23 protein-coding genes are annotated in these 21,618 nt (G+C 44.5%); 13 read left to right on the top strand and 10 right to left on the bottom strand.

Translation table 11 applies throughout. The features are described from left to right. Window positions 1-5 precede the first annotated feature (5 nt). The 3 genes from H6F98_RS11515 to pcrA all read right to left on the bottom strand — a co-directional run bounded on the left by H6F98_RS11515 (window position 6) and on the right by pcrA (window position 3,479). Entirely contained in the window at window positions 6-320 is a 315-nt protein-coding gene (locus H6F98_RS11515; protein WP_192218827.1) for an AzlD family protein, read from the bottom strand. Next, on the bottom strand, window positions 310-1,002 hold the full coding sequence (locus tag H6F98_RS11510; RefSeq protein WP_192218826.1) for an AzlC family ABC transporter permease: 693 nt from the start codon (window positions 1,000-1,002) through the stop codon (window positions 310-312). The genes H6F98_RS11515 and H6F98_RS11510 overlap by 11 nt, the downstream gene beginning before the upstream one ends. A gap of 131 nt (window positions 1,003-1,133) precedes the next feature. After that, a complete protein-coding gene (pcrA, locus tag H6F98_RS11505; protein ID WP_192218825.1) occupies window positions 1,134-3,479 on the bottom strand; it encodes a DNA helicase PcrA in 2,346 nt (781 codons plus the stop codon). Between pcrA and H6F98_RS11500 the strand changes: the two genes are divergently transcribed. From H6F98_RS11500 to H6F98_RS32745, 4 genes are all read left to right on the top strand, one after another. Further along, a complete protein-coding gene (locus tag H6F98_RS11500; RefSeq protein WP_192218824.1) occupies window positions 3,450-3,620 on the top strand; it encodes a hypothetical protein in 171 nt (56 codons plus the stop codon). The two genes, pcrA and H6F98_RS11500, sit on opposite strands and share 30 nt — an antisense overlap. Window positions 3,621-3,849: 229 nt before the next feature. After that, the gene (locus tag H6F98_RS11495) at window positions 3,850-4,575 is read left to right on the top strand and encodes a Uma2 family endonuclease (RefSeq protein WP_313929841.1); all 726 of its coding nucleotides are present in this window, start codon (window positions 3,850-3,852) and stop codon (window positions 4,573-4,575) included. A gap of 79 nt (window positions 4,576-4,654) precedes the next feature. Beyond that, window positions 4,655-5,152 (top strand): hypothetical protein, encoded by a 498-nt coding sequence (locus tag H6F98_RS34435; RefSeq protein ID WP_192218823.1) that lies wholly within the window; start codon window positions 4,655-4,657, stop codon window positions 5,150-5,152. Further along, a complete protein-coding gene (locus H6F98_RS32745) occupies window positions 5,056-5,688 on the top strand; it encodes an HNH endonuclease (protein ID WP_313929843.1) in 633 nt (210 codons plus the stop codon). The genes H6F98_RS34435 and H6F98_RS32745 overlap by 97 nt, the downstream gene beginning before the upstream one ends. On the opposite strand, the gene H6F98_RS11480 is transcribed toward H6F98_RS32745, so the two are convergent. Together H6F98_RS11480 and H6F98_RS11475 are read right to left on the bottom strand one after the other, a co-directional pair. Further along, window positions 5,685-6,050 carry a hypothetical protein gene (locus H6F98_RS11480; RefSeq protein WP_192218822.1) on the bottom strand — a complete coding sequence of 122 codons (366 nt, stop codon included), beginning with the start codon at window positions 6,048-6,050 and terminating at the stop codon, window positions 5,685-5,687. The two genes, H6F98_RS32745 and H6F98_RS11480, sit on opposite strands and share 4 nt — an antisense overlap. A 130-nt stretch (window positions 6,051-6,180) precedes the next feature. Then, the gene (locus H6F98_RS11475) at window positions 6,181-6,783 is read right to left on the bottom strand and encodes a hypothetical protein (protein WP_192218839.1); all 603 of its coding nucleotides are present in this window, start codon (window positions 6,781-6,783) and stop codon (window positions 6,181-6,183) included. A gap of 263 nt (window positions 6,784-7,046) precedes the next feature. Between H6F98_RS11475 and H6F98_RS11470 the strand changes: the two genes are divergently transcribed. The 4 genes from H6F98_RS11470 (at window position 7,047) to H6F98_RS11455 (ending at window position 10,042) form a co-directional block, all read left to right on the top strand. Next, the gene (locus H6F98_RS11470) at window positions 7,047-7,754 is read left to right on the top strand and encodes an SDR family oxidoreductase (protein WP_192218821.1); all 708 of its coding nucleotides are present in this window, start codon (window positions 7,047-7,049) and stop codon (window positions 7,752-7,754) included. Window positions 7,755-7,809: 55 nt separating this feature from the next. Then, window positions 7,810-8,694, top strand: a complete 885-nt coding sequence (locus tag H6F98_RS11465) for an NAD(P)-dependent oxidoreductase (protein WP_313929840.1) — start codon at window positions 7,810-7,812, stop codon at window positions 8,692-8,694. Window positions 8,695-8,735: 41 nt separating this feature from the next. Further along, window positions 8,736-9,434 (top strand): glutathione binding-like protein, encoded by a 699-nt coding sequence (locus H6F98_RS11460; protein WP_192218819.1) that lies wholly within the window; start codon window positions 8,736-8,738, stop codon window positions 9,432-9,434. A gap of 179 nt (window positions 9,435-9,613) precedes the next feature. Then, on the top strand, window positions 9,614-10,042 hold the full coding sequence (locus H6F98_RS11455) for a hypothetical protein (protein WP_192218818.1): 429 nt from the start codon (window positions 9,614-9,616) through the stop codon (window positions 10,040-10,042). A gap of 171 nt (window positions 10,043-10,213) precedes the next feature. Here the strand turns inward: H6F98_RS11455 and H6F98_RS11450 are convergent, their stop codons facing one another. Both H6F98_RS11450 and H6F98_RS11445 read right to left on the bottom strand, forming a co-directional pair. After that, window positions 10,214-12,037 (bottom strand): ATP-binding protein, encoded by a 1,824-nt coding sequence (locus tag H6F98_RS11450; protein WP_192218817.1) that lies wholly within the window; start codon window positions 12,035-12,037, stop codon window positions 10,214-10,216. Window positions 12,038-12,168: 131 nt separating this feature from the next. Beyond that, window positions 12,169-12,327, bottom strand: a complete 159-nt coding sequence (locus H6F98_RS11445; protein WP_396811502.1) for a winged helix-turn-helix domain-containing protein — start codon at window positions 12,325-12,327, stop codon at window positions 12,169-12,171. Between the two features lie 74 nt (window positions 12,328-12,401). Between H6F98_RS11445 and H6F98_RS11440 the strand changes: the two genes are divergently transcribed. Continuing rightward, on the top strand, window positions 12,402-13,217 hold the full coding sequence (locus H6F98_RS11440; RefSeq protein ID WP_192218816.1) for a xanthine dehydrogenase family protein subunit M: 816 nt from the start codon (window positions 12,402-12,404) through the stop codon (window positions 13,215-13,217). Next, the gene (locus H6F98_RS11435) at window positions 13,205-15,955 is read left to right on the top strand and encodes a molybdopterin-dependent oxidoreductase (RefSeq protein ID WP_192218815.1); all 2,751 of its coding nucleotides are present in this window, start codon (window positions 13,205-13,207) and stop codon (window positions 15,953-15,955) included. Before H6F98_RS11440 ends, H6F98_RS11435 begins: the two co-directional genes overlap by 13 nt. Window positions 15,956-15,971: 16 nt before the next feature. On the opposite strand, the gene H6F98_RS34035 is transcribed toward H6F98_RS11435, so the two are convergent. After that, window positions 15,972-16,106, bottom strand: coding sequence for a hypothetical protein (locus tag H6F98_RS34035; protein ID WP_277927568.1), 135 nt, complete (start codon window positions 16,104-16,106; stop codon window positions 15,972-15,974). A gap of 316 nt (window positions 16,107-16,422) precedes the next feature. Here H6F98_RS34035 and H6F98_RS11430 point away from each other — a divergent pair, with 316 nt between their 5' ends. Then, window positions 16,423-18,171: a M10 family metallopeptidase gene (locus tag H6F98_RS11430; protein WP_192218814.1), complete on the top strand. Its 1,749-nt coding sequence runs from the start codon at window positions 16,423-16,425 to the stop codon at window positions 18,169-18,171. A gap of 298 nt (window positions 18,172-18,469) precedes the next feature. On the opposite strand, the gene H6F98_RS11425 is transcribed toward H6F98_RS11430, so the two are convergent. After that, window positions 18,470-18,853: a hypothetical protein gene (locus H6F98_RS11425; protein ID WP_192218813.1), complete on the bottom strand. Its 384-nt coding sequence runs from the start codon at window positions 18,851-18,853 to the stop codon at window positions 18,470-18,472. 453 nt (window positions 18,854-19,306) lie between these two features. Between H6F98_RS11425 and H6F98_RS11420 the strand changes: the two genes are divergently transcribed. Together H6F98_RS11420 and H6F98_RS11415 are read left to right on the top strand one after the other, a co-directional pair. Beyond that, a complete protein-coding gene (locus tag H6F98_RS11420; protein ID WP_192218812.1) occupies window positions 19,307-20,365 on the top strand; it encodes an XdhC family protein in 1,059 nt (352 codons plus the stop codon). Further along, window positions 20,362-20,967 (top strand): NTP transferase domain-containing protein, encoded by a 606-nt coding sequence (locus tag H6F98_RS11415; protein WP_192218811.1) that lies wholly within the window; start codon window positions 20,362-20,364, stop codon window positions 20,965-20,967. The genes H6F98_RS11420 and H6F98_RS11415 overlap by 4 nt, the downstream gene beginning before the upstream one ends. Window positions 20,968-20,976: 9 nt before the next feature. Here H6F98_RS11415 and H6F98_RS11410 read toward each other — a convergent pair whose 3' ends face one another. Further along, window positions 20,977-21,342, bottom strand: coding sequence for a PleD family two-component system response regulator (locus H6F98_RS11410; protein WP_192218810.1), 366 nt, complete (start codon window positions 21,340-21,342; stop codon window positions 20,977-20,979). Between the last annotated feature and the right edge of the window lie 276 nt (window positions 21,343-21,618).

Below are 21,618 nucleotides of genomic sequence, written 5' to 3'. Positions count from 1 at the left end.
ATCTTCTAAGGTACTCCCAAAAGAAGCGATCGCAAAAGCCAAACCGTACCAATCCCAGTTAGCATTGCCAAAATCAAGTTGCCACTTCTGATTGCTACTACAACTGTTGCTAGTGCGGCACCTGCCTCAGCTAGACTCTGCGTTAGTACGGTCGGTGCAATGATAGAGATAAGAACAGCACCGGGAATCTGATTTAACCAACTCCTCATCCGATTGGAAAGGGTGACTCGGTTCATCAGCCATAGCCCAGCAATACGGGTGGCATATGTCACTACTGCCATTCCCAAAATTACCAAAAGTGTTGTTGAATCAATCTGCATCACGTATCACCCCCACAGAACTCCCAGCGATTCCCCCTAGCAGGATGTACCACTTCCCTGGTAACCAGTAAGCCGTAGCCACAGCAACAATTGCCGCCACAGTCCAAGGTAAAAAATTGGATTTACCCCGCCACAGCGAGACTAGCAACACAATAAATACGGCTGTAAAGGCAAAATCTAAGCCCCACTGTGCTGGATCGGTAATTTTACTGCCAAGTAGTTGCCCAACAACTGTTGAACTAACCCAAGCGACAAACGTCATTAAGCCAGTTCCTAGCAAAAAGCCAGCATTAGGTTTTCCTTTGGCAAACTCAGCCATCGTTAGCGCCCAACTTTCATCGTTGAGGAAGAAGAAACAACCGTAAGCTTTCCAGGTAGGCAGTTTCAAAAACCAAGGGCTTAAGGAGGCACTCATCAAGATGTGTCGCAAGTTAATCACCAACGTGGTGAGAAGGAGTGTTGCAATCGGTAGTGGTGAGTGCCATAACTCCACCGCAATAAACTGGGATGCACCTGCACAAACCAAACTACTCATTAAGAACGCTTCAACTAAGCTTAGTCCCGCCTGACGCGCAAGGACACCGAAGGAAACACCATACGTGAAGATAGAAAGCGCCAAGGGAAGACTTCGCTTAATCCCAGCGATAACACCACTCCAATCAGCGGCTACTGGTTCTTTCATAAGACTGCAAGGAGTTAAGTAGATTACATCTTGCAGCTTAGATAGTCTAAGTTAAGCCGTCTTGTACATTATTGCTCCCAAGGTAGTATTGCCTTAGCGTGACTTAAGAGCTTAAGTCAGTGCCATTCTATTTATTTCACTCGTTGCAATATCGTTCGTTTTGGGTCAAGAATTTTTTGACCAACACCGGGAAACTTAACAGCAATACTAATCTTGCTTCCTGAACCGAAAACATGAGTCACTTCGCCAGTACCAAAGGAATCATGAATCAGCAACTCACCAACTTTCCAGTCTGCTGATTGTTTGGTTGAGCGTTTAGTCGTTTGCTGTTTGGGTTCTATCGCTGAAGTCAGAGGTTCACTACTGGCTTTAACTTTTACTAGTGTGCTGCTGATGAGTTCTTTCGGTATTTCTCCAAGGAACTGAGAACGTACAGCAGGTTCACGATTACCATAAAGCCGACGCTCACGAGCATGGGAAAGATACAGTTGTTCTTGAGCGCGGGTAATACCTACATAACACAAACGACGTTCTTCTTCCAAAGCCGCAGGGTCATCCATTGAGCGGAAGTTAGGGAATAACCCTTGCTCTAACCCTACCAAAAAGATTACTGGAAATTCTAATCCTTTAGCCGAGTGGAGTGTCATTAAGGAGACAGCTTTTTGCCCATCTTTTAAGTCATCCAAGTCTGAGGCAAGAGAAGCGTTCGCTAGAAACCCACCTAAGCTTGTGTCTTCGTTCTCTTCCTGAAATTGGAGAACAGCGTTATAAAGTTCGGAGACGTTTTCTAGTCGGTTCTCCGCTTCATCAGTGCCTTGCTTTTGCAAGTCCTGAACATAACCTGACTCTTCCATAATCCCTTTGACAATTTCAGCGGCTGAGAAGTTCTCGACTTGCTCTTGCCACCGCGTAATTAAATCGGCAAAGCTATTTACACCTTTGGCTGAACGTCCCGCTAGAGTAGCTACTGAGGTTTTGTCGCTGAGGATTTCCCACAAGGGGACACCTAATTGTTGGGCAGCACCAACGAGGTTATCAATCGTGGCTTGACCAATGCCGCGTCGAGGTGTGTTAATAATTCGCAGAAGGCTAACTGTATCATCCGGATTTGCGATCGCTCTTAGGTAAGCCAAGGCATCTTTAATTTCTTTCCGGTCATAGAACTTCAGCCCACCAACAATAATGTAAGGAACTTTGCCTCGCAAGGCATCTTCAAAGGGACGAGATTGAGCATTGGTGCGGTACAGGATGGCAAAACTTCCCCAATCGATTTCCGGGTTTTGTTCTTCCATTTTGCGGATTTGGTTGACAACAAAGTGCGCCTCGGCAACTTCATCGTCTGCTTTGTGACAATAAATTTGTTCTCCGATACCGCGTGTTGCTTTCAGTACCTTATCAATACGCTGGGTGTTGTTCTCAATCAAGTAGTTAGCGGCTTGGAGAATGTTTTCTCTAGAACGATAGTTTTCCTCCAATTTCACCATCGTCCGGGTATCGTCATCCGGCAACCCATCACCAAAGTCTTCTTGAAACTCCAATAAGATGGTATAATCTGCCATCCTAAAAGAATAGATAGATTGGTCAGCATCTCCGACTACAAAGACTGAGCGATTTTGCCAATTCCACTCACTCTTTCTCGTTTCTCCATTGGTAACAAGTAGACGAATCAGATCATACTGAATTCGATTTGTATCTTGATATTCATCGACCAAAATGTGTTGAAATTGTTGATGCCAATATCCTAAGACAGATTCATTCTGTTGGAATAGCCGGACGGGTATCAAAATCAAGTCATCAAAATCAAGGGCATTGTTAGCTGCTAGTTGGTCTTGGTAAGAACTATAGACTTGAGAAAGCACTCGCCCTTTGTAATCAGGCTGATTTTTCTCAATATCGTTAGGTGTTAAACCTTGGTTTTTCGCGTTACTAATGGCGTAGCGCATGGAACGAGGATTAAATTTTTTATCGTCCAGGTTTAACTGTTTAGTGACAATATTTTTAACGAGACTCTGGGCATCTGATTCGTCAAAGATAGAAAAACTACGTTTCCATTGATGTCCTTTGTCGTCTTGATATTTATTGATATCGAAACGCAGAATCCGCGAAAATAGGCTGTGGAATGTACCAATCCACAACGGCTTGATGTAGGTTTTGTAAACACGCGATCGCAACTGAACTTGCTCCTCGGCTGGCAGTAACTCCAATCGTTGACCGTGTTTTGAAAGCGCCAGTTGTTGAGCGAATAATTTCTCAATCCGCTCTTTCATCTCCCGTGCGGCTTTGTTGGTAAATGTTACCGCTAGGATATTTTCTGGAGCAACCTTGTGCTTGAGAATGAGATTGGCGATTCGATAGGTTAGCGCCCTCGTCTTGCCGGAACCTGCACCAGCAACTACAAGTAAAGGTCCGCAGTAATGTTCGACAGCGCGACGTTGGGAGGAATTGAGGTGGCTGAGGAAGTCGGTGGTTTGAGTCATAGCGACGCGAGGCGACTGGGTACCGTCTTTGGAAGAGAGTCTGTTCTAGTCCAAGGTATCGTATCTTCTCACAATACTGTATGGGAAAAGGCGATCGCGTTAGCGCTGCTGCAATTAAATCGCTTCTCAGCACAGGTGTAATCCCCACCGCAGACGTGTTTGTACATCGGAGTCGATAATAGGGATGAGATAATTAAGTCGATTAACTTAAAAAACAAACATATTGACCTAACCCCCCAACCCCCTTCCCTGGTAGGGAAGGGGGAGTCAGGTTCCCCACTCAAGAGCAGGAGAGGGGCTAGGGGAGAGGTCAACGTTTAACGTTCTCTTGAGTTGAGTTACTTACCGACAAAAAACGCACAGATGTAGAGTGCTAGCCAGAACACAAGAGCCAAATCGTAGGGAAGCAGCACGGATGGTGATGATTTCTACACAAGTGAGCGAGCTTGAACTGGAAGATTTTCAAGGTAAGGTTACGCAAAATGTTGTGCTACCTAATGTAAGTTGGCAGACCTACAAAGCCTTACTAGCTGATATGGGCGACCATCGTGCCACCCGTCTCACCTACAATCGGGGAGTCCTCCAAATCAAGATGCCATCCAAGCTTCACGAAATTATTAATCGATTGTTGGCAAGAATTGTCACTACTTTAACTGAAGAACTGGATTTGGATGTTATCAATATGGGTTCGACAACCCTAGAACGAGAGGAACTCGATCAAGGTGCAGAACCAGATACGTGTTTTTATATTCAAAATGCTAACCAACTCCAAGGACTCGATCCTGAGATTCCTGAAAATTTGCCACCCGATCTGGTGATTGAAGTCGATATTACAAGTCCTTCCACCCGCAGAATTGAGGTTTACCAAGCGTTAGGCATTCCTGAAGTTTGGTGCTACACAAAAAAACACGGTTTAAAAATTTATCACCTGCAAACCGATGAGTGCGATCGCAATTATGTCGAGTCAGCATTTAGCCTCGCCTTTCCCAACGTGTCTGCTGCGGTACTCAACCAATTTTTGCTTTCACGCCAAACTCAAAACGAAAATACTGTAATTCGTGCTGTCCGAAGTTGGATTCAGAACCAGTTTTCGTGAGTCGAAAGTGTCTATGAGCAAAAGCCGTAACTTAGTTCTAATCTTTATTTTAGAAAATATTTTTGAAGGATAGATTCAGATGGAGAGGGAGAATGAAGATTCAAAAAAAATCTTGGTTAAATATTTTGGATTCGACATTGAAAGCAAACTCCGAAATATTAAATTACCGAAAGATAAATTAGAACTTTTGAAGAAAAAGTATCTAGAAATCAGAGAGAAAATCTCAAAAAAACATAAGCCGTCTTACGAAGATCAGAGAATAGGAATTTTTTACCTAGGTAAAATTCTCAACGAGATTATGTTAGAGCTTACACATGATTCTGGGAAATCGACAAACTATGGAAGATGGTTGGACGAAAACTTGGATACAGTTGATCCAAGCCATAGAAGTGAACAAAATTATCGTAATCTGTATAAATACATTCATGAAAAGTTTGATGGCGCAGGATTTTTTTGCAAAGACAAAAGCCAAGCCTCACCATACTTTATAAGCTTGCAGCAGATAAATATAGAGAATATGAAAAAGAGTTACATGAGAAAGTTATCAATGATGAAAAAAATACTGCAAAAAATATAAATAGTTTATTTGAAAAGTATGCTGAAGAACGACTTAATATAGAGAGTCTTATTGATTCTGAAATAAAGAGCCTTGACCACGAAGGTTACTACAACTCAAAAAACATTGAAGAAACTCAAAAGCGAATTATTAGATCTATTGCTCAACGGAGAGGGCAACCTAAGTTTCGTGAAGATTTACTTAAAGCCTACGACTCTAAGTGTGCTATTACTGGCTGCGATGCACAAGAAGCTTTAGAAGCAGCCCATATTATCCCCTATAGTGAAACTGAAAATAATCATCTTTCAAATGGATTGCTCTTGAGGGCGGATTTGCATACACTCTTTGACCTAAACTTAATTGCTATTGACCCGCACACAGATCTAGATGAGAAAAAAGTAAGGATTGCTCCCAGCTTACGTAATATCGAATATGGGAAACTTGAGGGCATATTTTTGCGAAAACCAAACAACCAGGATTATTTACCTAAAAAAGAGTTCCTTGACGAGCATTGCAAGCAATGTTGGTGGTACAAATTGCCTCCAGACCTAAGTTAACTTGAAGGAGTATCAGACTTTCCATCAGCCAGTTGCGCGACATTTTGTGCAGCCTGACTCACCGTCATAATTTTCCAACCCTGTTGCCTCAAAGCTTCAATTTCCGGGTCAAACTCTTGCTCATCTTCTACAGTAATCCCAAAAGTTGGGTCATCTACGTCTACATAATCGTTAGGATCGGGTAGCCTAAGACCGCGTTGGGCATCCCTGATAATGCGGCTAAACAAATCCCGATGCACTTTGTGGTCAGTTGGAGCAACTTCAAGTTCCATCCGCAAACTTTGCAATAGAGACTCTAACTCGTCAAGAGTGTAAAAATGATGGCGAGTAATCTCTTCTACCTGCGAGTTACTAACTTCCATAGCCTTATTAGATGGTCTATTCAGTTTATCCTAGCAAGCTCTGCACTCGACAGCGCTTAGAAACGATGCCATTGATCGGGGTACATAGGTTGAGCGATCGCATCTTTACCTTTCTTACATTCGGTCATATTCAGCCATCTTTTACCATCCACACCAGCAAGCTAAGAATTTGCTCAACAGGAGGAAGTGGATAGTCCGTTAAATCGATAGTTAGTGTTTGTTCCTCCAACTTCAAAAATCGCCATTGTGTTCCACTTGTCACACAACCATATATAGTCCTAATTGGTTGCTCTTTTGCCTGATTAAATCGCTGTACAGCCACCATTTCTGCAATACATTGTCCCAGTCCAGACTTTAGGTCAGATTTTTTCGCCTCAACAACGACAATAGCTGGAGCTTCCACCGTCAGTTGTTCAGGAGAACGGCTAATTAGGAAATCACAAACTCCGTTTAATCCAACACTAACATCAACATTAAATTCCTCACCCGAAAATACACTAATTTGACTATTGAGGCTACGCCGCACTTCCAGCAAAACAGGATTAATAATTACTTCAGAGCGAGCTTTTTCGGTATCCACAGCAATCGCCCAAGGTATATCTTCTAAAATTGCTGAGAGCTTAGGGCTAGGAGAAATCTCCTCAATTAAGTCTGGAAAAAATCGGCTTCCCTCAATGGTCTTAAGGTGAAAGTCTTGCTTCACCTTCTCAATGCTGAATTGACTATAAGGCATAATATTCTTTTCCTGCGCGTTGTGGAAGCGATCTGCTTGCAGCCGCACTAGGCTAACGCCTCGCTTCGCTAATGCGATCGCCTTCTATCAACGCTATCCCAATTGAGCGATCGCTTTTCTCGGAAATCCTATTGGTTGTTCTCTTGCGAACACAAAACGTAGGGTGAAGGCGACTGTTGTGCGGCTTTTAGCACGGCATCCAACAAACCAGGAAACCGTGTCAACTATAGTTTGTTTGTTCGATATTATCGAACTATTGAAATATGACAACCGAAAAAATTGCTCTAGTAACTGGCGCTAACAAAGGGATTGGCTTAGAAATCGTCCGACAGCTTGGCAAGGCAGGGTTTCGGGTATTTTTGACAGCACGCGATCGCCAACGTGGAGAGGAGGCGACAGAAAAATTGCAACAGGATGGATTCAACGTCGCCTTCCTGCAACTTGATGTGGCAGATGAAACGAGTATCGATCAACTAGCAAAGGAACTCGCATCGCAGATTGACTATTTAGACGTGCTGGTCAACAACGCAGGTGTCCTTCTAGATGAATCAAATGCCTCAATCCTTGACGTGGAACCAGCAACAATTCTAGAAACCCTCCAAACAAATACGCTGGGGCCGCTTCGCTTAATCCAGAAACTTGTCCCCCTCCTTACCAAAAGCGATGCCGGAAAAGTAGTTAATGTCTCCAGTGGTGGTGGTCAACTAACAGACATGGGTGATTGGGCACCTGCTTATTCCCTATCGAAAACTGCCTTAAATGCCGTCACGGGCATGATGGCAGCAGCACTTAAGGATAAAAACATCGTTGTGAACTCAATCTGTCCGGGTTGGGTTCGCACAGATATGGGTGGTTCCAGTGCTTCGCGCTCTGTTGAACAAGGGGCTGATACTGTAACATGGCTAGCGACGGAAGCACCCTCCGACTTAACGGGCAAATTTTTACGCGATCGAAAGGTCATCCCCTGGTAAGAAATTAAGATGACTCGATACCATGACGGAAATAAAACAATCAGGAGGAAGACGAGTGAACAACGTTGTTGGTTTTATCGGTTTAGGCAGCATGGGTTTGCCAATCGCCACGAATCTTGTTGATGGCTATAAGCTCCGAGTCTATAACCGAACACCTGAGAAAGCCCAATCGCTTGTAAATAAGGGTGCCGAATTAGCAAATAGTCCGGCTGATGTGGTGGAACCAGGTGGGGTTGTAATCTCAATGCTGGCAAACGATCAGGCTCTCGAAGAGGTTGTTTTGAGCGAAGGTGGCATCCTTGAAAAGCTTGGTTCTGGTGGCGTTCATATCTCAATGAGTACCGTTGCACCCGCTACAGCTCAGCGTTTAGCCCAACAGCACGAACAACAAGGCTCATATTACCTAGCAACACCTGTATTTGGGCGACCTGAGGCAGCAGCAGCACGGAAGTTGTGGATTTGCCTCTCAGGAAATGAAGCGGCTAAAGAACGAGTGCTACCACTTTTGAATGGACTAGGGCAAAAAGTATTCGATTTTGGAGAGCAGATTGGTGCGGCAAATGTTGTCAAGCTTACAGGCAACTTCCTCATCGTCTCAGCCCTCGAAGCGATGGCAGAAGCCTTTACCCTTGCCGAGAAGAATGGAATTGAGCGAACTCAGGTGGCTGAGCTATTTGGTCAAACCCTCTTTGCCTGTCCTATTTATCAAAATTATGGACGTGCGATCGCTCAAGAGCAATATGAGCCAGCAGGTTTCAAACTGTCTCTGGGGTTGAAGGATGTTGACTTAGTTTTGCAGACTGCCCAGGAAAGCCAGATGCCAATGCCCCTCGCCAGTTTAGTTCACGACCGTTTGATAGCAGCAGTTGCTAAAGGACGGGGAGAGATTGATTGGACAGGACTAGCGCTGGGTGTATCTGAAGATGCAGGACTCAAGTAAGCACTTCAAAATTCAAATTACCAAATTAGGAGAAAAAACTCATGATTGAACTTTACTACTGGACAACGCCAAACGGTCACAAGATTACGATGTTTCTTGAGGAAGCTGAATTGCCCTACACCATCATCCCCGTCAACATTGGTACTGGCGATCAGTTTAAGCCCGACTTTCTCAAAATTGCTCCCAATAATCGTATCCCGGCGATTATTGATCGCGAACCTGCTGATGGTGGTGAGCCGATTTCGCTCTTTGAATCAGGTGCAATCCTGCTGTACTTGGCAGAAAAAACCGGGAAGCTGATTCCTTCTGATTTACGTGATCGCGTAGAAGTCCTTCAGTGGTTATTTTGGCAGATGGGGGGGCTTGGACCAATGGCTGGTCAAAATCATCACTTCAGCCAATACGCTCCAGAAAAACTCTCCTATGCAATTGACCGCTATGTAAAAGAGACAGGACGCTTGTATGCTGTCCTGGATAAGCGACTGGCAGATAGAGAATTTGTGGCTGGCAACTATTCCATCGCTGATATTGCCGCCTATCCTTGGATCGTACCCTATGAACGCCAAGGTCAGAAGCTAGAGGATTTTCCGAACTTAAGGCGCTGGTTTGAGACGATTCAGGCACGTCCGGCGACGGTTCGTGCTTACGAGAAGGCAGAGGCATTTAAAAATCAAGCACTTGATATCGAACAGTCGCGCTCGTTGTTATTCAATCAGTCGGCAAAGACGGTGCAGCCCTAAACTTCGCGGCTAAATCCCATCAGTTTTGGTTTCTATGTGTGCCAAAAGACGGAAAAATGAAACCGTGAATTACTTCTTAGGGGACACGTTCCATTGCAGCAATAGTTTTAAGGTTAATACGCTAGGGGCGCAAGGAGAAGAATAGAGTGAATCCACCTGCAACTATGAAGAAATTGCTAATGACTGCGCCATTTGTACTGGGTGCGATCGCTTTCGTTAGCTTTGATCTGCCTCAGTCAGCGGTTCTCGGTCAACAAAATCAGTCAACTTTAGCACAGCCGAAAGTAGCACAGCCAAAAGCGGATGGTTTATTTTTATATGGCGAAGCTCCTCAGCCTAAGCAAACAGGTAAAGGGTATGTGGTATTTCAACGTCAACAGGGAAAAGTGGTAGGAGCCACGTACTTCCCTAATTCCGAGTTTGAGTGCTTTACAGGTTCCGAAAAAAATAACACGTTAGATGTTAAGTCGGTGGGAGTTGGTGAACCCCAAATTGCGGCAACAAAAATCAATCTGTCAAACCTGCATCAAATTAAATCGATTAGTGCTGATGAGGAACGCTTAATCTCTGTCTGTAAGCAAGAAACAGCTTCACCTATCAACAAGTAACCTGGCTAAATAGTTAACCACTCTACACCGAGTACATAAAGTGAGCAGCATTGCTGGTTCGCTACAGGCGATCGCATCTCACTCTTTGTGCAACTTGAGCCTCTCCATTAATCTCAGTACTTAGAGAATTAAATATTGATCCAGATACAATTTAATACAAATTAGCGATCGCTAAATCGTAACGGCAACGGGTAAGCGAACTGTAAAGGTAGACCCCTCCCCAACCTGACTTTTGACAACAATATCACCACCCATCATCTGGCAGAAATGGTGTGTTATTGCTAACCCCAAGCCAGTACCACCATACTGGCGGGTCGTCGAGGCATCTCCTTGGGTAAAGGCTTGAAATAAACGCTGTTGCTGCTCATCTGATATACCAATACCTGTGTCTTGTACACTAAAGTCAATCCAGGCTAGGGATTCTAGATTTTGGCTTTGCTCCTGTCCTATTGTTGATGAAGAGTGGGATTGTGAAAGACTGCAATCTTTGTCAGCTACAACACTTTTTAGTTCTTGACTTGTAGAACTTACAAAATCATTTGGCTCATGGGTAATTGTCAGCGTTATTTTGCCCTGTTTGGTAAACTTAGCCGCATTGCTCAAGAGATTAAACAACACCTGCCGTAATTTCGTTGGGTCGCTGTACATCGTACCAAGCTGCTCATCACAATGAATCTCTAAGGCATTGCCATTGTTCTCCATCAATGGCTTGACTGTGGTGACAACGTTATTAATTAGCGTCTTTAGTTCAAACGTCTCTAGGCAAAGTGCCATTTTTCCGGCTTCAATCTTCGATAAGTCGAGGATGTCGTTGATCAGTTCCAACAAATGTTTACCAGCCTCATTAATTGATTGCAGATCACTGATAAACTCTTGGTCATTTATCTCTAAATCCTGGACATCTAGTTGGAGAAGTTGACTGTAACCAATAATTGCATTTAAAGGGGTACGCAGTTCGTGGCTCATATTCGCAAGAAATCGGCTTTTGGCATGACTTGCAGCTTCAGCAACTTCTTTCGCTTGTTGCAGTTCTTGAGTACGCTCAGCTACCCGCTCAATGAGTTGATTAAGAGACGTCGCGAGTGATCCAATTTCATCGTTAGTGGTAATAGGCGCTCTGAGACTAAAATTAGACTCCCTGGCTACCTCCTGAGCAACTTGAGTAACCGTAACAACTGGCTGAGCGATGGCACGACTGGTACGATATGCTACAAGCGATGCGATCGCAACCGATACCAGCATACTGAGGATAATAATCAGTTTCTCAAGCCCTTGTGCCTCCTCCATCACATTCCCCCCTTGCCGCTCTTGTGCTTGAGCCGTGTTGAGGATAGTCGTCAATTCTGTGCCGAGGCGCTCCAGGTTCATCACCTCTTCCCCATTGACAACCAGCAATAGCTGCTTCCGTACAGACTCAACCTCCTCTGGCTTGGTTGGTGATTGGTAGATGGGTTGTAAACTCAACTCTATAGCTTGAACGTAGGAGTCTAATCTCGCTACATAAGCTTGCAACAAAGCCTCTATAGTGCTGGAGTCTGCTGCTAACCAAGCAGGGTCACTTTCTATAAATCGTTCAATTTGAAGTTGTAGCTTTTTACTTCGGGCAACACTTTCAAGGAATTGAGCTTTTTCTGATTGCAACTGTCCTGAATTCTCTAGTACAGAAGCGAGGTGTACGCTATGCAACTGCGCTTCAATTACTGCATCTTTGAAATTTCCTAATAGCTGTGCTTGCACATGGGCATCATTCAGTTGCTCAACTCCTTGTCCTTGGTAATAGTCCGCGATAATCAGTCCAGTAAGTGAGCCGATAAATCCAATGCCAATTGCGAGGAAATACCCGTAGCCAATTTTTTGGTGGATACGCCAGGAACCGGCTTTAGGTTTCCAACGTGATGTTAATTCTGAGGTTGGGAATTCGTTTGAGGGCTGAGCGGGGCAAAGTTTGTTAATCTTTGTGTTTCTGTCAGAAGCCGTTAGCTCTTGAGGTTGCATGGCGCAGAAATTCCTTACCCTCTTGTGAAAAGTGGCATCAATCCAGCCATTAAAATCGAGCTAAATCTAAGTTAAGATCTAGCTCAACTTCCTTTATAGCAGCAGTGAATCCTCCGCTACGAGGGTCAGGTTTAGTTTCGTAGTCGATAGCCCACACCCCTAGCTGTTTCTATGCGATCGCTACCTAATTTCTTTCGCAAGTGACCGACACAAACATCAACGATATTGGAACCTGGCTCATAGTCATAACCCCAAATTCGATTAGGAAGTAACTGTTCGCCTTGATACAAAAGCCTTCAGAGCTTCTCAATACACTGAGATGTTCTACAGAGGAAGCTTGAAATCCTAGACGCTCAGTAGATTAATGGATTTGCCTAATGTACAAACCTACCTACGACCTACTGATCTAGAGTCAGTAAAAGACTGGCAGCAAGGATGGGCATGGTTAAGCGGAGGAACGTGGTTATTTTCCCAAGCCCAACCGAACATCACAACGTTGGTCGATCTAGAGAAGTTTGGTTGGTCGGAGATTGAAGTTACACCCGATGGTTTAGCGATTGGTGCGGCTTGTATTCAAAATCAACTATTGGAGTTCTCTTTTCCAGAACATTGGCAGGGGACAAAAGCACTAGAGAGTGCGGTTTCACATCTCGGTTCCTTCAAGGTGTCCCATATCGCAACAGTGGGCGGTAATATTTGTTTGGCTTTGCCTGTTAGTACCTTTGCCCCAGTGATGATAGCGTTGGGGGCAACCTATGAAATTTGGCAGGGAGGTTTTGCCTATCGGGTTCGAGCGTTGGAATTCCAAACAGGTGTTCAGCAGACTATTCTGCAACCTGGGGAAGTATTGAGGAAAATTTGGATTCCTGCGTCTAACTTGGAATGGCAGACAAGCTTTCAGCGCATTTGTGTGGCTAGTGATGGTTATGCGTTGTCTACTGTGGTAGCGGCGTTCAATTCTCAGTCAAACCAAGTGCGGTTCGGGATAGGCGCTTGTGTATCGACTCCGCGCTTAGTGGAGTTTACCGGTATTCCCACAACTGGAGACATTGCTGATGTTCTTGATGAACAACTTCCTCTGCATGATTTTGTGGAAGATGACCGGGGAAGTGCAAGTTATCGCAGACAGATAACGCAAGTATTAATGGAGCGATCACTTTTCGAGCTATGTCATCCCTAACCTTCCAAGTTAATGGTAAACCTTGTACGACTACCTGTTCTCCTGGCACTAGCTTGCTGAGTTTGTTACGCAACCTTGGCTGGGTTGGGGTGCATCGTGTTTGTGAATCAGGGGATTGTGGTAGCTGTACTGTCTGGCTGGATGACAAGGCAATTCATAGCTGCATTTGCCCTGCTATGCGAGTGGATGGTCATACCGTTACCACCATAGAAGGACTGGCTCAGGATGGTCAACTTTCCCCAATGCAACAAGTATTTCTGGAGGGACAAGGGTTTCAGTGTGGCTTCTGCACTCCCGGCATGATTATGAGTGCCGAGAAGATTAGCTATGAGTCGGAAGCCGAACTTCGAGAAGCATTGAAAGGAAATTTCTGTCGTTGTACGGGTTATCAGGCAATTGTTGAAAGTATTCTGCTGCGTCAGAAATCAGAAGTAAGTAGAGGGGCACATCAGTACGCCCTCACCCCTAACTCTCCCCAAGTTGGGCAGAGTATTCCAAAGCAAGATGGGCCAGCGCTAGTTACAGGAAAACCGTCTTATACCGCTGATTGGAGTCCATCGGGGTTACTGCATCTTAAGGTTTTGCGATCGCCTTATCCTCACGCTCGTATCCGCAAAATCTACACCGATAAAGCAAAAGCGCTTCCTGGTGTCCATGCTGTTTTCACCCATGAAGATGTTCCACGAATACCCTACACTACAGCAGGTCATGCCGAACCCGTTCCCGATCCACTTGACCATTATTTGCTAGATAACAAAGTCCGTTTTGTAGGCGATCGCGTTGCGGCTGTTGTTGCAGAATCTCCTGATATTGCTACCCTCGCCTGTCAGTTAATCGAAGTTGATTACGAAATTCTGCCCCATGTAATTGACCCCGTTCAAGCAATGCAGGGGAATGTTGTTATTCATGATGAGCCAGAGTCCTATCAAATTCCTGACGTTCAACATAATATTGCTGGAAAAGTTGTTCTAGAACATGGCGACATTGAACAAGGGTTTGCTGCTGCTGATTTAATTGTTGAAAACACCTATTATCTTCCCGCTGTTCAGCACGTTCATTTAGAACCCCATGTCAGCGTTTGTTGGTTGGATGACGATGGAACGCTGGTGATTCGTTCAAGTACCCAAGTCCCATTTCACGCCCAACGAATAGTTGCTCAAATTTTGAACTTGCCAATAGAAAAAGTTCGAGTTTATAAAGCTCAAATTGGTGGAGGATTTGGTAACAAACAAGAAATTCTTACAGAAGATTTGTGTGCCTTAGCAACACTGAAAACAGGCAAACCCGTGCAGTTGGAATTTACTAGGGAAGAAGAATTCATAGCAACAAATAGCCGCCATGCAATGCAGATTCACCTCAAAACGGGGGTAAAAGCAGATGGCACACTCGTTGCTCAAGCGATGGAGGCAATTTCTAACACAGGTGCCTACGGAAATCATGCTGGAACTGTGGTATTCCTGACAGGTTGTTTTCCTCTTGGTTTATACCGTTGCCTTCATCAACGCTTTTATGGTTGGGGAATCTATACCAATACTATGCCTGCCGGAGCATTTCGCGGCTATGGTGCAACGCAAGGCACCTTTGCTGTTGAATCGCAGATGGATGAAATTGCCCAAAAATTAGGGATAGACCCTTTAGAACTGCGCTTGAAAAATATTATTCATCCCGAAGATGTAATTAAACTCGGACGTGAAGAAGCGCATGACCATTTTCACTTAATTGGTAGCTACGCCTTACGAGAATGCTTTGAGAAAGTTATTGAAGTGTTAGATTATGTTCCGGGTACACCACCTGTTGTAGATGGCTATCTTCGACGTGGGTTAGGCTTCGCAGTTTCGATGCAAGGTAGTGGTTTAGCAAAAATCCATAAAGCGGGTGTCAAACTCTCTTTAACAACTGATGGTCAATATGAACTACGGACAGGTTCTGTTGATGTTGGCACGGGTTCGGATACATCTTTGCGACAAATTGCGGCTGAGGTTTTGGGCGTTACTGTTGCTGATATTGAAATTATTACAGGTGATACGCACCAAACTCCCTATGATTCAGGTTCTTACGCCTCAGCGACAGCGTACATATCCGGTCAAGCTGTGAATAAAGCGGCAAGAGAAATGCGATCGCATCTTCTCAAATTAACCGCAAAACGTTTGCAAACTCAACCCGAACTCATCACGTTTGTTGGTAAAACCGTGAAGGCAAATGAGCAAGAGATTTCCTTGCAAGAACTAGCTGCCTATGCTCAAACTCAGCAAGAATCTCTAACCGTAGAAGTTGAACACGCTGCCGATGAATCATCCCTAACTTTTGCCGTTCAGGGAGTGGAAGTTGAAGTTGATACTGAGACAGGAAATATCAAAGTACTGCGATGTGTCCAAGCTATTGATATTGGTAAAGCGATTAATCCCAGAATTTGCCACGGTCAAGCAATGGGTGGGATTGTGATGGGATTAGGTTATGCATTATCGGAAGAACTGCGAATCGATGAGCAAGGACGAATACTCAATCCCACCTTGCGTACTTATCGGATTCCTACTGCCAAGGATGCACCGCCGATGGAAATCATTTTGGTAGAAAAAGACGATGCCTATGGGCCGTTTGGTGCGAAAGGGATTGGGGAGATTGGCACTAACTGTACAGCACCTGCGATCGCAAATGCCGTTGCCCATGCAACTGGTGTCAGGTTGACTCAGTTACCGATGACACCTGAACGAGTTTGGAGAGCGGTTAACAGTTATTAGTCTTTAGTTAGTAGATTCAAACGTGCTTGAGAATCCGGCAAAACGGCGTTAGCAACTGGAAAAGGCAACTTGCTAGCCCGGAGGCAGACTTGCGATCGCCTTTGTTCAGACCCCATAGTACCCCAGCGGCGATTTTTGCAAGAGACTTCATGAACTGCCGTACACAACGAAAATATGAAAGTCTCTTTCCCCTAATCACGAGTCCCCACTTTCAAAATAGGTATAATCTTTTAACAAAAATTAATATTTGAGATTCTGCATAAAACTCTGACTTTTAGCTGAGCTTTATATAGGAGGGCAAAGAAGCTTAGCCAACCAACCATCCAATCCTGTAGGAGTCTTGCTAGCTAATCAGCTTGAGTCTACTACTCTACAGAAGTTTTTTTTATCAGCCTCGGTGTACTACTTTACAGAAGTTTTTCAGTCGAAGTTATCCACACAACACTAATGATTACTTGGAGATGAGCATGACAGACTCTAATCCCTATATCGATGGCATTCTTTGGGGCGGGAACCAGTATGGCAACACAATCACTTACTCCTTCTGGGACGATCCTTCCCTAGATGATAATTACGACGACATTGATACGACTAGTACACCCTGGTTCGACTATGAAATAGCTGCTATGGAGCAAGCCTTAACCAGTTGGTCTAATGTCGCCAATATTAACTTTGTCCAAGCCACTGACAACGATCCTAATGCAACATTGGCTTTTAATTTGGTAAACAACACTGAGTTCGATGCATTAGGGGCATTCAATCCTCCCGGTACATTTGGAGAAGGGATTGGCTACTTCAACTGGGAAGGAACTGGCTGGGATGAAGCAGGCTTACAGGAGGGTGGATATGGGTACATTACCCTAATTCATGAGTTGGGGCATGGCTTGGGGTTGGCTCATCCTCACGATACGGGGGGTGGTTCTAGTATCTATCCCGGCGTTGATTCTCCTTGGGATACAGGGGACAATGGACTGAATCAAGGGGTTTGGACCACCATGTCCTACAACGATGGATTAGTCAGCAATGACTACTCCGGGATTTTGAACTATGGCTATCAAGGTACTCCTATGGCCTTTGATATTGCCGCCATCCAGTCTCTGTATGGGGCTAATACGTCCTACAATACGGGCGATAATACCTACTTCTTACCGACTAGCAACACGTCTGGCACATTCTACTCCTGCATTTGGGATGCAGGCGGCTTCGATACGATTTCAGCCGCCAATGCCACAGTTGATGCCACCATCAATCTCAATGACGCACCACTAACCGGACCGAATGCAGGTGGTTATATATCTTCAGTTTCAGGCATCTATGGCGGTTTCACCATCGCCAACGGTGTTGTTATTGAAGATGCGATCGGCGGATCTGGCAACGATAGCATCATCGGTAATGAGGCAGACAACTATCTCTCTGGTGGTTCCGGCAATGACTACATGGATGGCTGGACTGGCAATGACGACATGTATGGTGGTGAGGGTGACGATACCCTCTTAGGTTATGACGGTAACGATTCCCTAGATGGCGGTGCTGGCAACGACTACCTAGCGGGTGAAGCTGGCAACGACTACATGGATGGCTGGACTGGCAATGACGACATGTATGGCGGTGATGGTAACGATACGCTCTTAGGTTATGACGGTGACGATTCCCTAGATGGCGGTGCTGGCAACGACTATCTAGCGGGTGAAGCTGGCAACGACTACATGGATGGCTGGACTGGCAATGACGACATGTATGGCGATGAGGGCGACGATACGCTCTTAGGTTATGACGGTAACGATTACTTAGATGGTGGTACTGGCAACGATTCATTACTAGGAGAGGCAGGAACCGATACCTTAGTGGGTGGTTACGGTAATGACACACTCAATGGTTATGGCGGTACTACAGGAGAATACGATGTCCTAAGTGGAGACTACAGTTTCTCCCAACCAGGTGTTCAAGATTCTTCTGATGGAGCCGATACTTTTGTTTTGGGGGATGCCTCCGGGGCGTTCTATCTAGGAGAGGGCCATGCCACAATTACGGACTTCTACTGGTTTGAGGGAGATACATTCCAGGTTTATGGTAGTGAAAGTGACTATTCACTAGGCTTCCAAGACTGGTCTGGCAGCAGTGAAACTGATACTTTGATCTACTATCAAAGCGATCTTATTGGTGTGGTGCAAGACACCACCAATGTTATTGCCTCTTGGGACTTTACGTTCGTCTAATAGTGATAGCCTAAATGATTGCTATACAAGGGGCGAATCAGTAAAGAGATTAACCCTAACCATCCGTATCAATCATTTGTGTAAACGATTTAAAGTCCAAAGCATTCATTGAACTCTCAATACGATAAAGACATAGCTCGCTCGCAATAATTAGTTAGTCTGCCCAGTTAACACTGGGCTTTTTTGTTCCCTTAGTTTTTGCAAAAAAAATATTAGCTTGGCTGAGGGATGTCTACCAAGCCCTTCGGTGTGTTTCATGCGATCGCAAATCACGATTTAAGCCTAAAATCCAATAGCATCAGCTTTCAGCTTTCCACCCCTTACAAGGTATATCTTTACTGAGTACCGATAAATCTTCGGCAGCTTGGCTAAGTAAGGTGGTGCGAGAGCATTGATTTGTTTGGAGCCTGCCTTGGCGACGGTTGGCATAAACAAGATAGGTCTGACCAACTTCAAAAGGGTATCCACACATGGCAGTTGTTGCAGCCGTTTGAATAACTAGGCTTTGAGCTGAGTCCCCTTTCCACTGTTCATCAACCCGAAAGGTAATGTTTAGTCGTCCCTTGACTTGTCCGATGTTTGTAACCTGTCCTGAAAAAACAACTGTGGCATCTGCTAGAGCCTGATTGGGGACAGACTGACGCACACAAGAGCAGGCATAAGCAGGTCGAGTTGGGGGCATTAATACGCTCAAACCTAGTAGTAACAATATTGCTGGAAAAAAAATTAATTTCTTTCGTTGCGGGGGGGTAAGCATCATTATAATTAAGTCCTACATTGGATGGAGTTTATGCAGGGTAGTTTCTACTGCTTTTATTATGTTAAAAAAGTAGATATTTCTGCAACTTTTTTGTATTACCTGCATCATTTATGAGTATTAATTTATTAATACTTTAGGAAGGGTTAAAACTAATTCGCAACTAGAACGGAAGGTGCCTAAGAGTAGGGAGATTCGTATTGTTTAGAGAGTTCTAACTGAGCCTGATGATCATGCAAATGAGAACCGCTGTATCTCGCTGAGCTGTTTCACAAGCACTAAAGACAAACAGCTTAGCCATGTTTTGCACTTCCGTTACTGTTAGGGAGTATGCCTTAACTTATGATCTATTCAACTTATAACCAACAACTAACCACGATGCTTGAGTTTTATCAGCAGTTGGCGCAAGCAATGGTAAAAAGTCCTGTGGTGCTTGCCACTGTAACCCATATCAAAGGGTCAGTACCCAGAGAAGTGGGAGCGAAAATGTTTGTTTGCTCGGATGGTTGTATTGGCGGCACGATAGGGGGTGGTGCTGGGGAAGCAAAGATTATCACTCAAGCGCTCAAAGTATTGGAGACTGGCGAAAAGCAATTTATTGAAATTGACCTATCAGGCACACAGACTCGTGAGACGCAAGGGGTTTGTGGAGGGAGGATGCAGGTTTGGCTGGAACGTTGGGCAGGAAAAGAGGCGATCGCACTCGTTCATCAAATTCTTGATATCCTGAATTCTGGGCAAGCTGGGGCACTCGTTACACCATTTGATGCAGCTAGGTTTCCCTATATACGACTCTCTCACGCAGACAGAACGCTAACACAATGTTCGGAAACAACTATAGAGATGTTATACGCAACATCTTTGTATCCGACCGCACTAGTTGAACCCCTTTTTCCTCTACCAACACTGTTAATTATTGGTGCAGGACACATTGCTGTACCATTAGCAAAAATTGCTAAACAAGCTGGCTTTCGAGTCGTTGTGCAGGATGATCGACCAGACTTTACTACAAAAGAGCGGTTTCCAGAAGCATCATTGCTGCTTGCCTTACCAATAGCCTCTGCCTTAGATACTTTACCTCCAGCACACCAGCTTTATATTGCATTAGTCACACGGGGAATTCAGCAGGATTTAGAAGCGTTGCGGATTCTGTTGCAGCAACCAACCCAATACATCGGCATGATTGGCAGTGAAAAGCGTGTTCGTACTGTATATCAAAAACTACAACAAGAAGGAGTTTTACCAAATATACTACAGTCCATTCATGCTCCAATTGGTCTAGATATTGGTGCTTTAACTCCAGAAGAAATTGCAATTAGCATCTGTGCTGAATTAATTAAAGTTCGCCGTGGCGGAACGGGTAAATCCCTGTCCCAGAGAAGGCAATTACTTGGTGATGACTTGAGAGAATCGCCTTACATCCAGACGCTTGCATGACATCCATAGAAAAAAACTTTGCGATTATCCTGGCAGCAGGTGCTTCAACTCGTATGGGTACTTGTAAAGCTTCTCTAGCTTGGCTTGAGGGAAAAACCTTACTCTCCTATCAAGTAGAGCAATGGTTGATAGCTGGTATTACACCAATTGTAGTGCTTGGTTCTCACAATGCTCATCACCAAGACGATTGTCCACAGGGTAGCCGAGTTGTGATTAATTCTTTTCCTAATCAAGGAAAAACGAGTTCAATTTTGACAGGATTAAGATTACTTCCTCAAGATTTTGAAGTTGTAGCAATCTCCGCAGTTGACCAACCTCGAGCAACTGAGGTTTATCAAAAATCACTTAAAGAACATAGTCACTATACTGCAATGATTACTGCACCCTCATATAAGGGTCGCTTGGGGCATCCATTATTCTTCTCGAATAAGCTACTGCCTTATCTGGAAAAGATTCGAGAAGAAACCGCAGGACTCCGCCAAGTTGTACAAGAGTTTTATTCTGTGATTCAGAAAGTAGAATTTGATACTCCAGATGTTATTGCTGATCTCAATACACCTGAAAGCTACAAAACCTTTTTGGAAAAACAGAATAAAAACTGAATCGACGTTTTATTCTCGTAACAGATACTGAACAGTACCAACTAACTCCTGTGCTTGGAAAGGCTTAGAGATGTAAGCATCGGCACCTTGCTTGATTCCCCAATACAAATCGAATCGTTCTGCCTTACTAGAACACATAACCACAGCGAGGTTTTGGGTTTTTTCATCGGATTTGAGCCGACGACAGACTTCGTAGCCATTCATCCGAGGCAGGATGATATCGAGAACAACTAAATCGGGGCAGGATGATTCAACTTGCTCTAAAGCTTCGACACCATCACGCGCAAAAACGATACTTAATCCACTGTTCTTGAGTAAGTCTGAAATTAGCTTCCGTTGCGTAAGGCTATCTTCCACCACTAGAACTGTACTCATAACTGTTTAGCTCCTGTGTCTTCTATAACTAGTTATCTCCAATTGGGCTGGAAGTTATGCAACTTTTGTTGACTTCTTCCTTGTCCTAACAGCTCTGGTTGAAGTCTGAAAGTAGAGTCATCGCCTGGTGGAACCCCATCCCTCGATTCATTCTCCATTTAAGCAGGACTTACGCAACTGGCACAGCGCGATCGCCAATTTGTAGTACAAATATATTATTCAAGTAGGGACGCGCCAAAAGAGCATTAATCAAGTAACGGTAATTGATCGTGTTTG

This window comes from Microcoleus sp. FACHB-SPT15 (genome assembly GCF_014849525.1).
Taxonomy (GTDB): Bacteria; Cyanobacteriota; Cyanobacteriia; order Cyanobacteriales; family Coleofasciculaceae; genus Symplocastrum; species Symplocastrum torsivum.
This window is presented reverse-complemented; position numbering and strand designations above follow the sequence as displayed.

Bases quoted from the DNA above. Each gene is read 5' to 3' on its own strand.
- H6F98_RS11515 (WP_192218827.1), bottom strand. From the start codon at position 320: ATGCAGATTGATTCAACAACACTTTTGGTAATTTTGGGAATGGCAGTA.
- H6F98_RS11510 (WP_192218826.1), bottom strand. From the start codon at position 1,002: ATGAAAGAACCAGTAGCCGCTGATTGGAGTGGTGTTATCGCTGGGATT.
- pcrA (WP_192218825.1), bottom strand. From the start codon at position 3,479: ATGACTCAAACCACCGACTTCCTCAGCCACCTCAATTCCTCCCAACGT.
- H6F98_RS34435 (WP_192218823.1), top strand. From the start codon at position 4,655: ATGGAGAGGGAGAATGAAGATTCAAAAAAAATCTTGGTTAAATATTTT.
- H6F98_RS11480 (WP_192218822.1), bottom strand. From the start codon at position 6,050: ATGGAAGTTAGTAACTCGCAGGTAGAAGAGATTACTCGCCATCATTTT.
- H6F98_RS11475 (WP_192218839.1), bottom strand. From the start codon at position 6,783: ATGCCTTATAGTCAATTCAGCATTGAGAAGGTGAAGCAAGACTTTCAC.
- H6F98_RS11470 (WP_192218821.1), top strand. From the start codon at position 7,047: ATGACAACCGAAAAAATTGCTCTAGTAACTGGCGCTAACAAAGGGATT.
- H6F98_RS11460 (WP_192218819.1), top strand. From the start codon at position 8,736: ATGATTGAACTTTACTACTGGACAACGCCAAACGGTCACAAGATTACG.
- H6F98_RS11455 (WP_192218818.1), top strand. From the start codon at position 9,614: ATGACTGCGCCATTTGTACTGGGTGCGATCGCTTTCGTTAGCTTTGAT.
- H6F98_RS11450 (WP_192218817.1), bottom strand. From the start codon at position 12,037: ATGCAACCTCAAGAGCTAACGGCTTCTGACAGAAACACAAAGATTAAC.
- H6F98_RS11440 (WP_192218816.1), top strand. From the start codon at position 12,402: ATGGATTTGCCTAATGTACAAACCTACCTACGACCTACTGATCTAGAG.
- H6F98_RS11435 (WP_192218815.1), top strand. From the start codon at position 13,205: ATGTCATCCCTAACCTTCCAAGTTAATGGTAAACCTTGTACGACTACC.
- H6F98_RS34035 (WP_277927568.1), bottom strand. From the start codon at position 16,106: ATGAAGTCTCTTGCAAAAATCGCCGCTGGGGTACTATGGGGTCTGAAC.
- H6F98_RS11430 (WP_192218814.1), top strand. From the start codon at position 16,423: ATGACAGACTCTAATCCCTATATCGATGGCATTCTTTGGGGCGGGAAC.
- H6F98_RS11425 (WP_192218813.1), bottom strand. From the start codon at position 18,853: ATGCCCCCAACTCGACCTGCTTATGCCTGCTCTTGTGTGCGTCAGTCT.
- H6F98_RS11420 (WP_192218812.1), top strand. From the start codon at position 19,307: ATGCTTGAGTTTTATCAGCAGTTGGCGCAAGCAATGGTAAAAAGTCCT.
- H6F98_RS11415 (WP_192218811.1), top strand. From the start codon at position 20,362: ATGACATCCATAGAAAAAAACTTTGCGATTATCCTGGCAGCAGGTGCT.
- H6F98_RS11410 (WP_192218810.1), bottom strand. From the start codon at position 21,342: ATGAGTACAGTTCTAGTGGTGGAAGATAGCCTTACGCAACGGAAGCTA.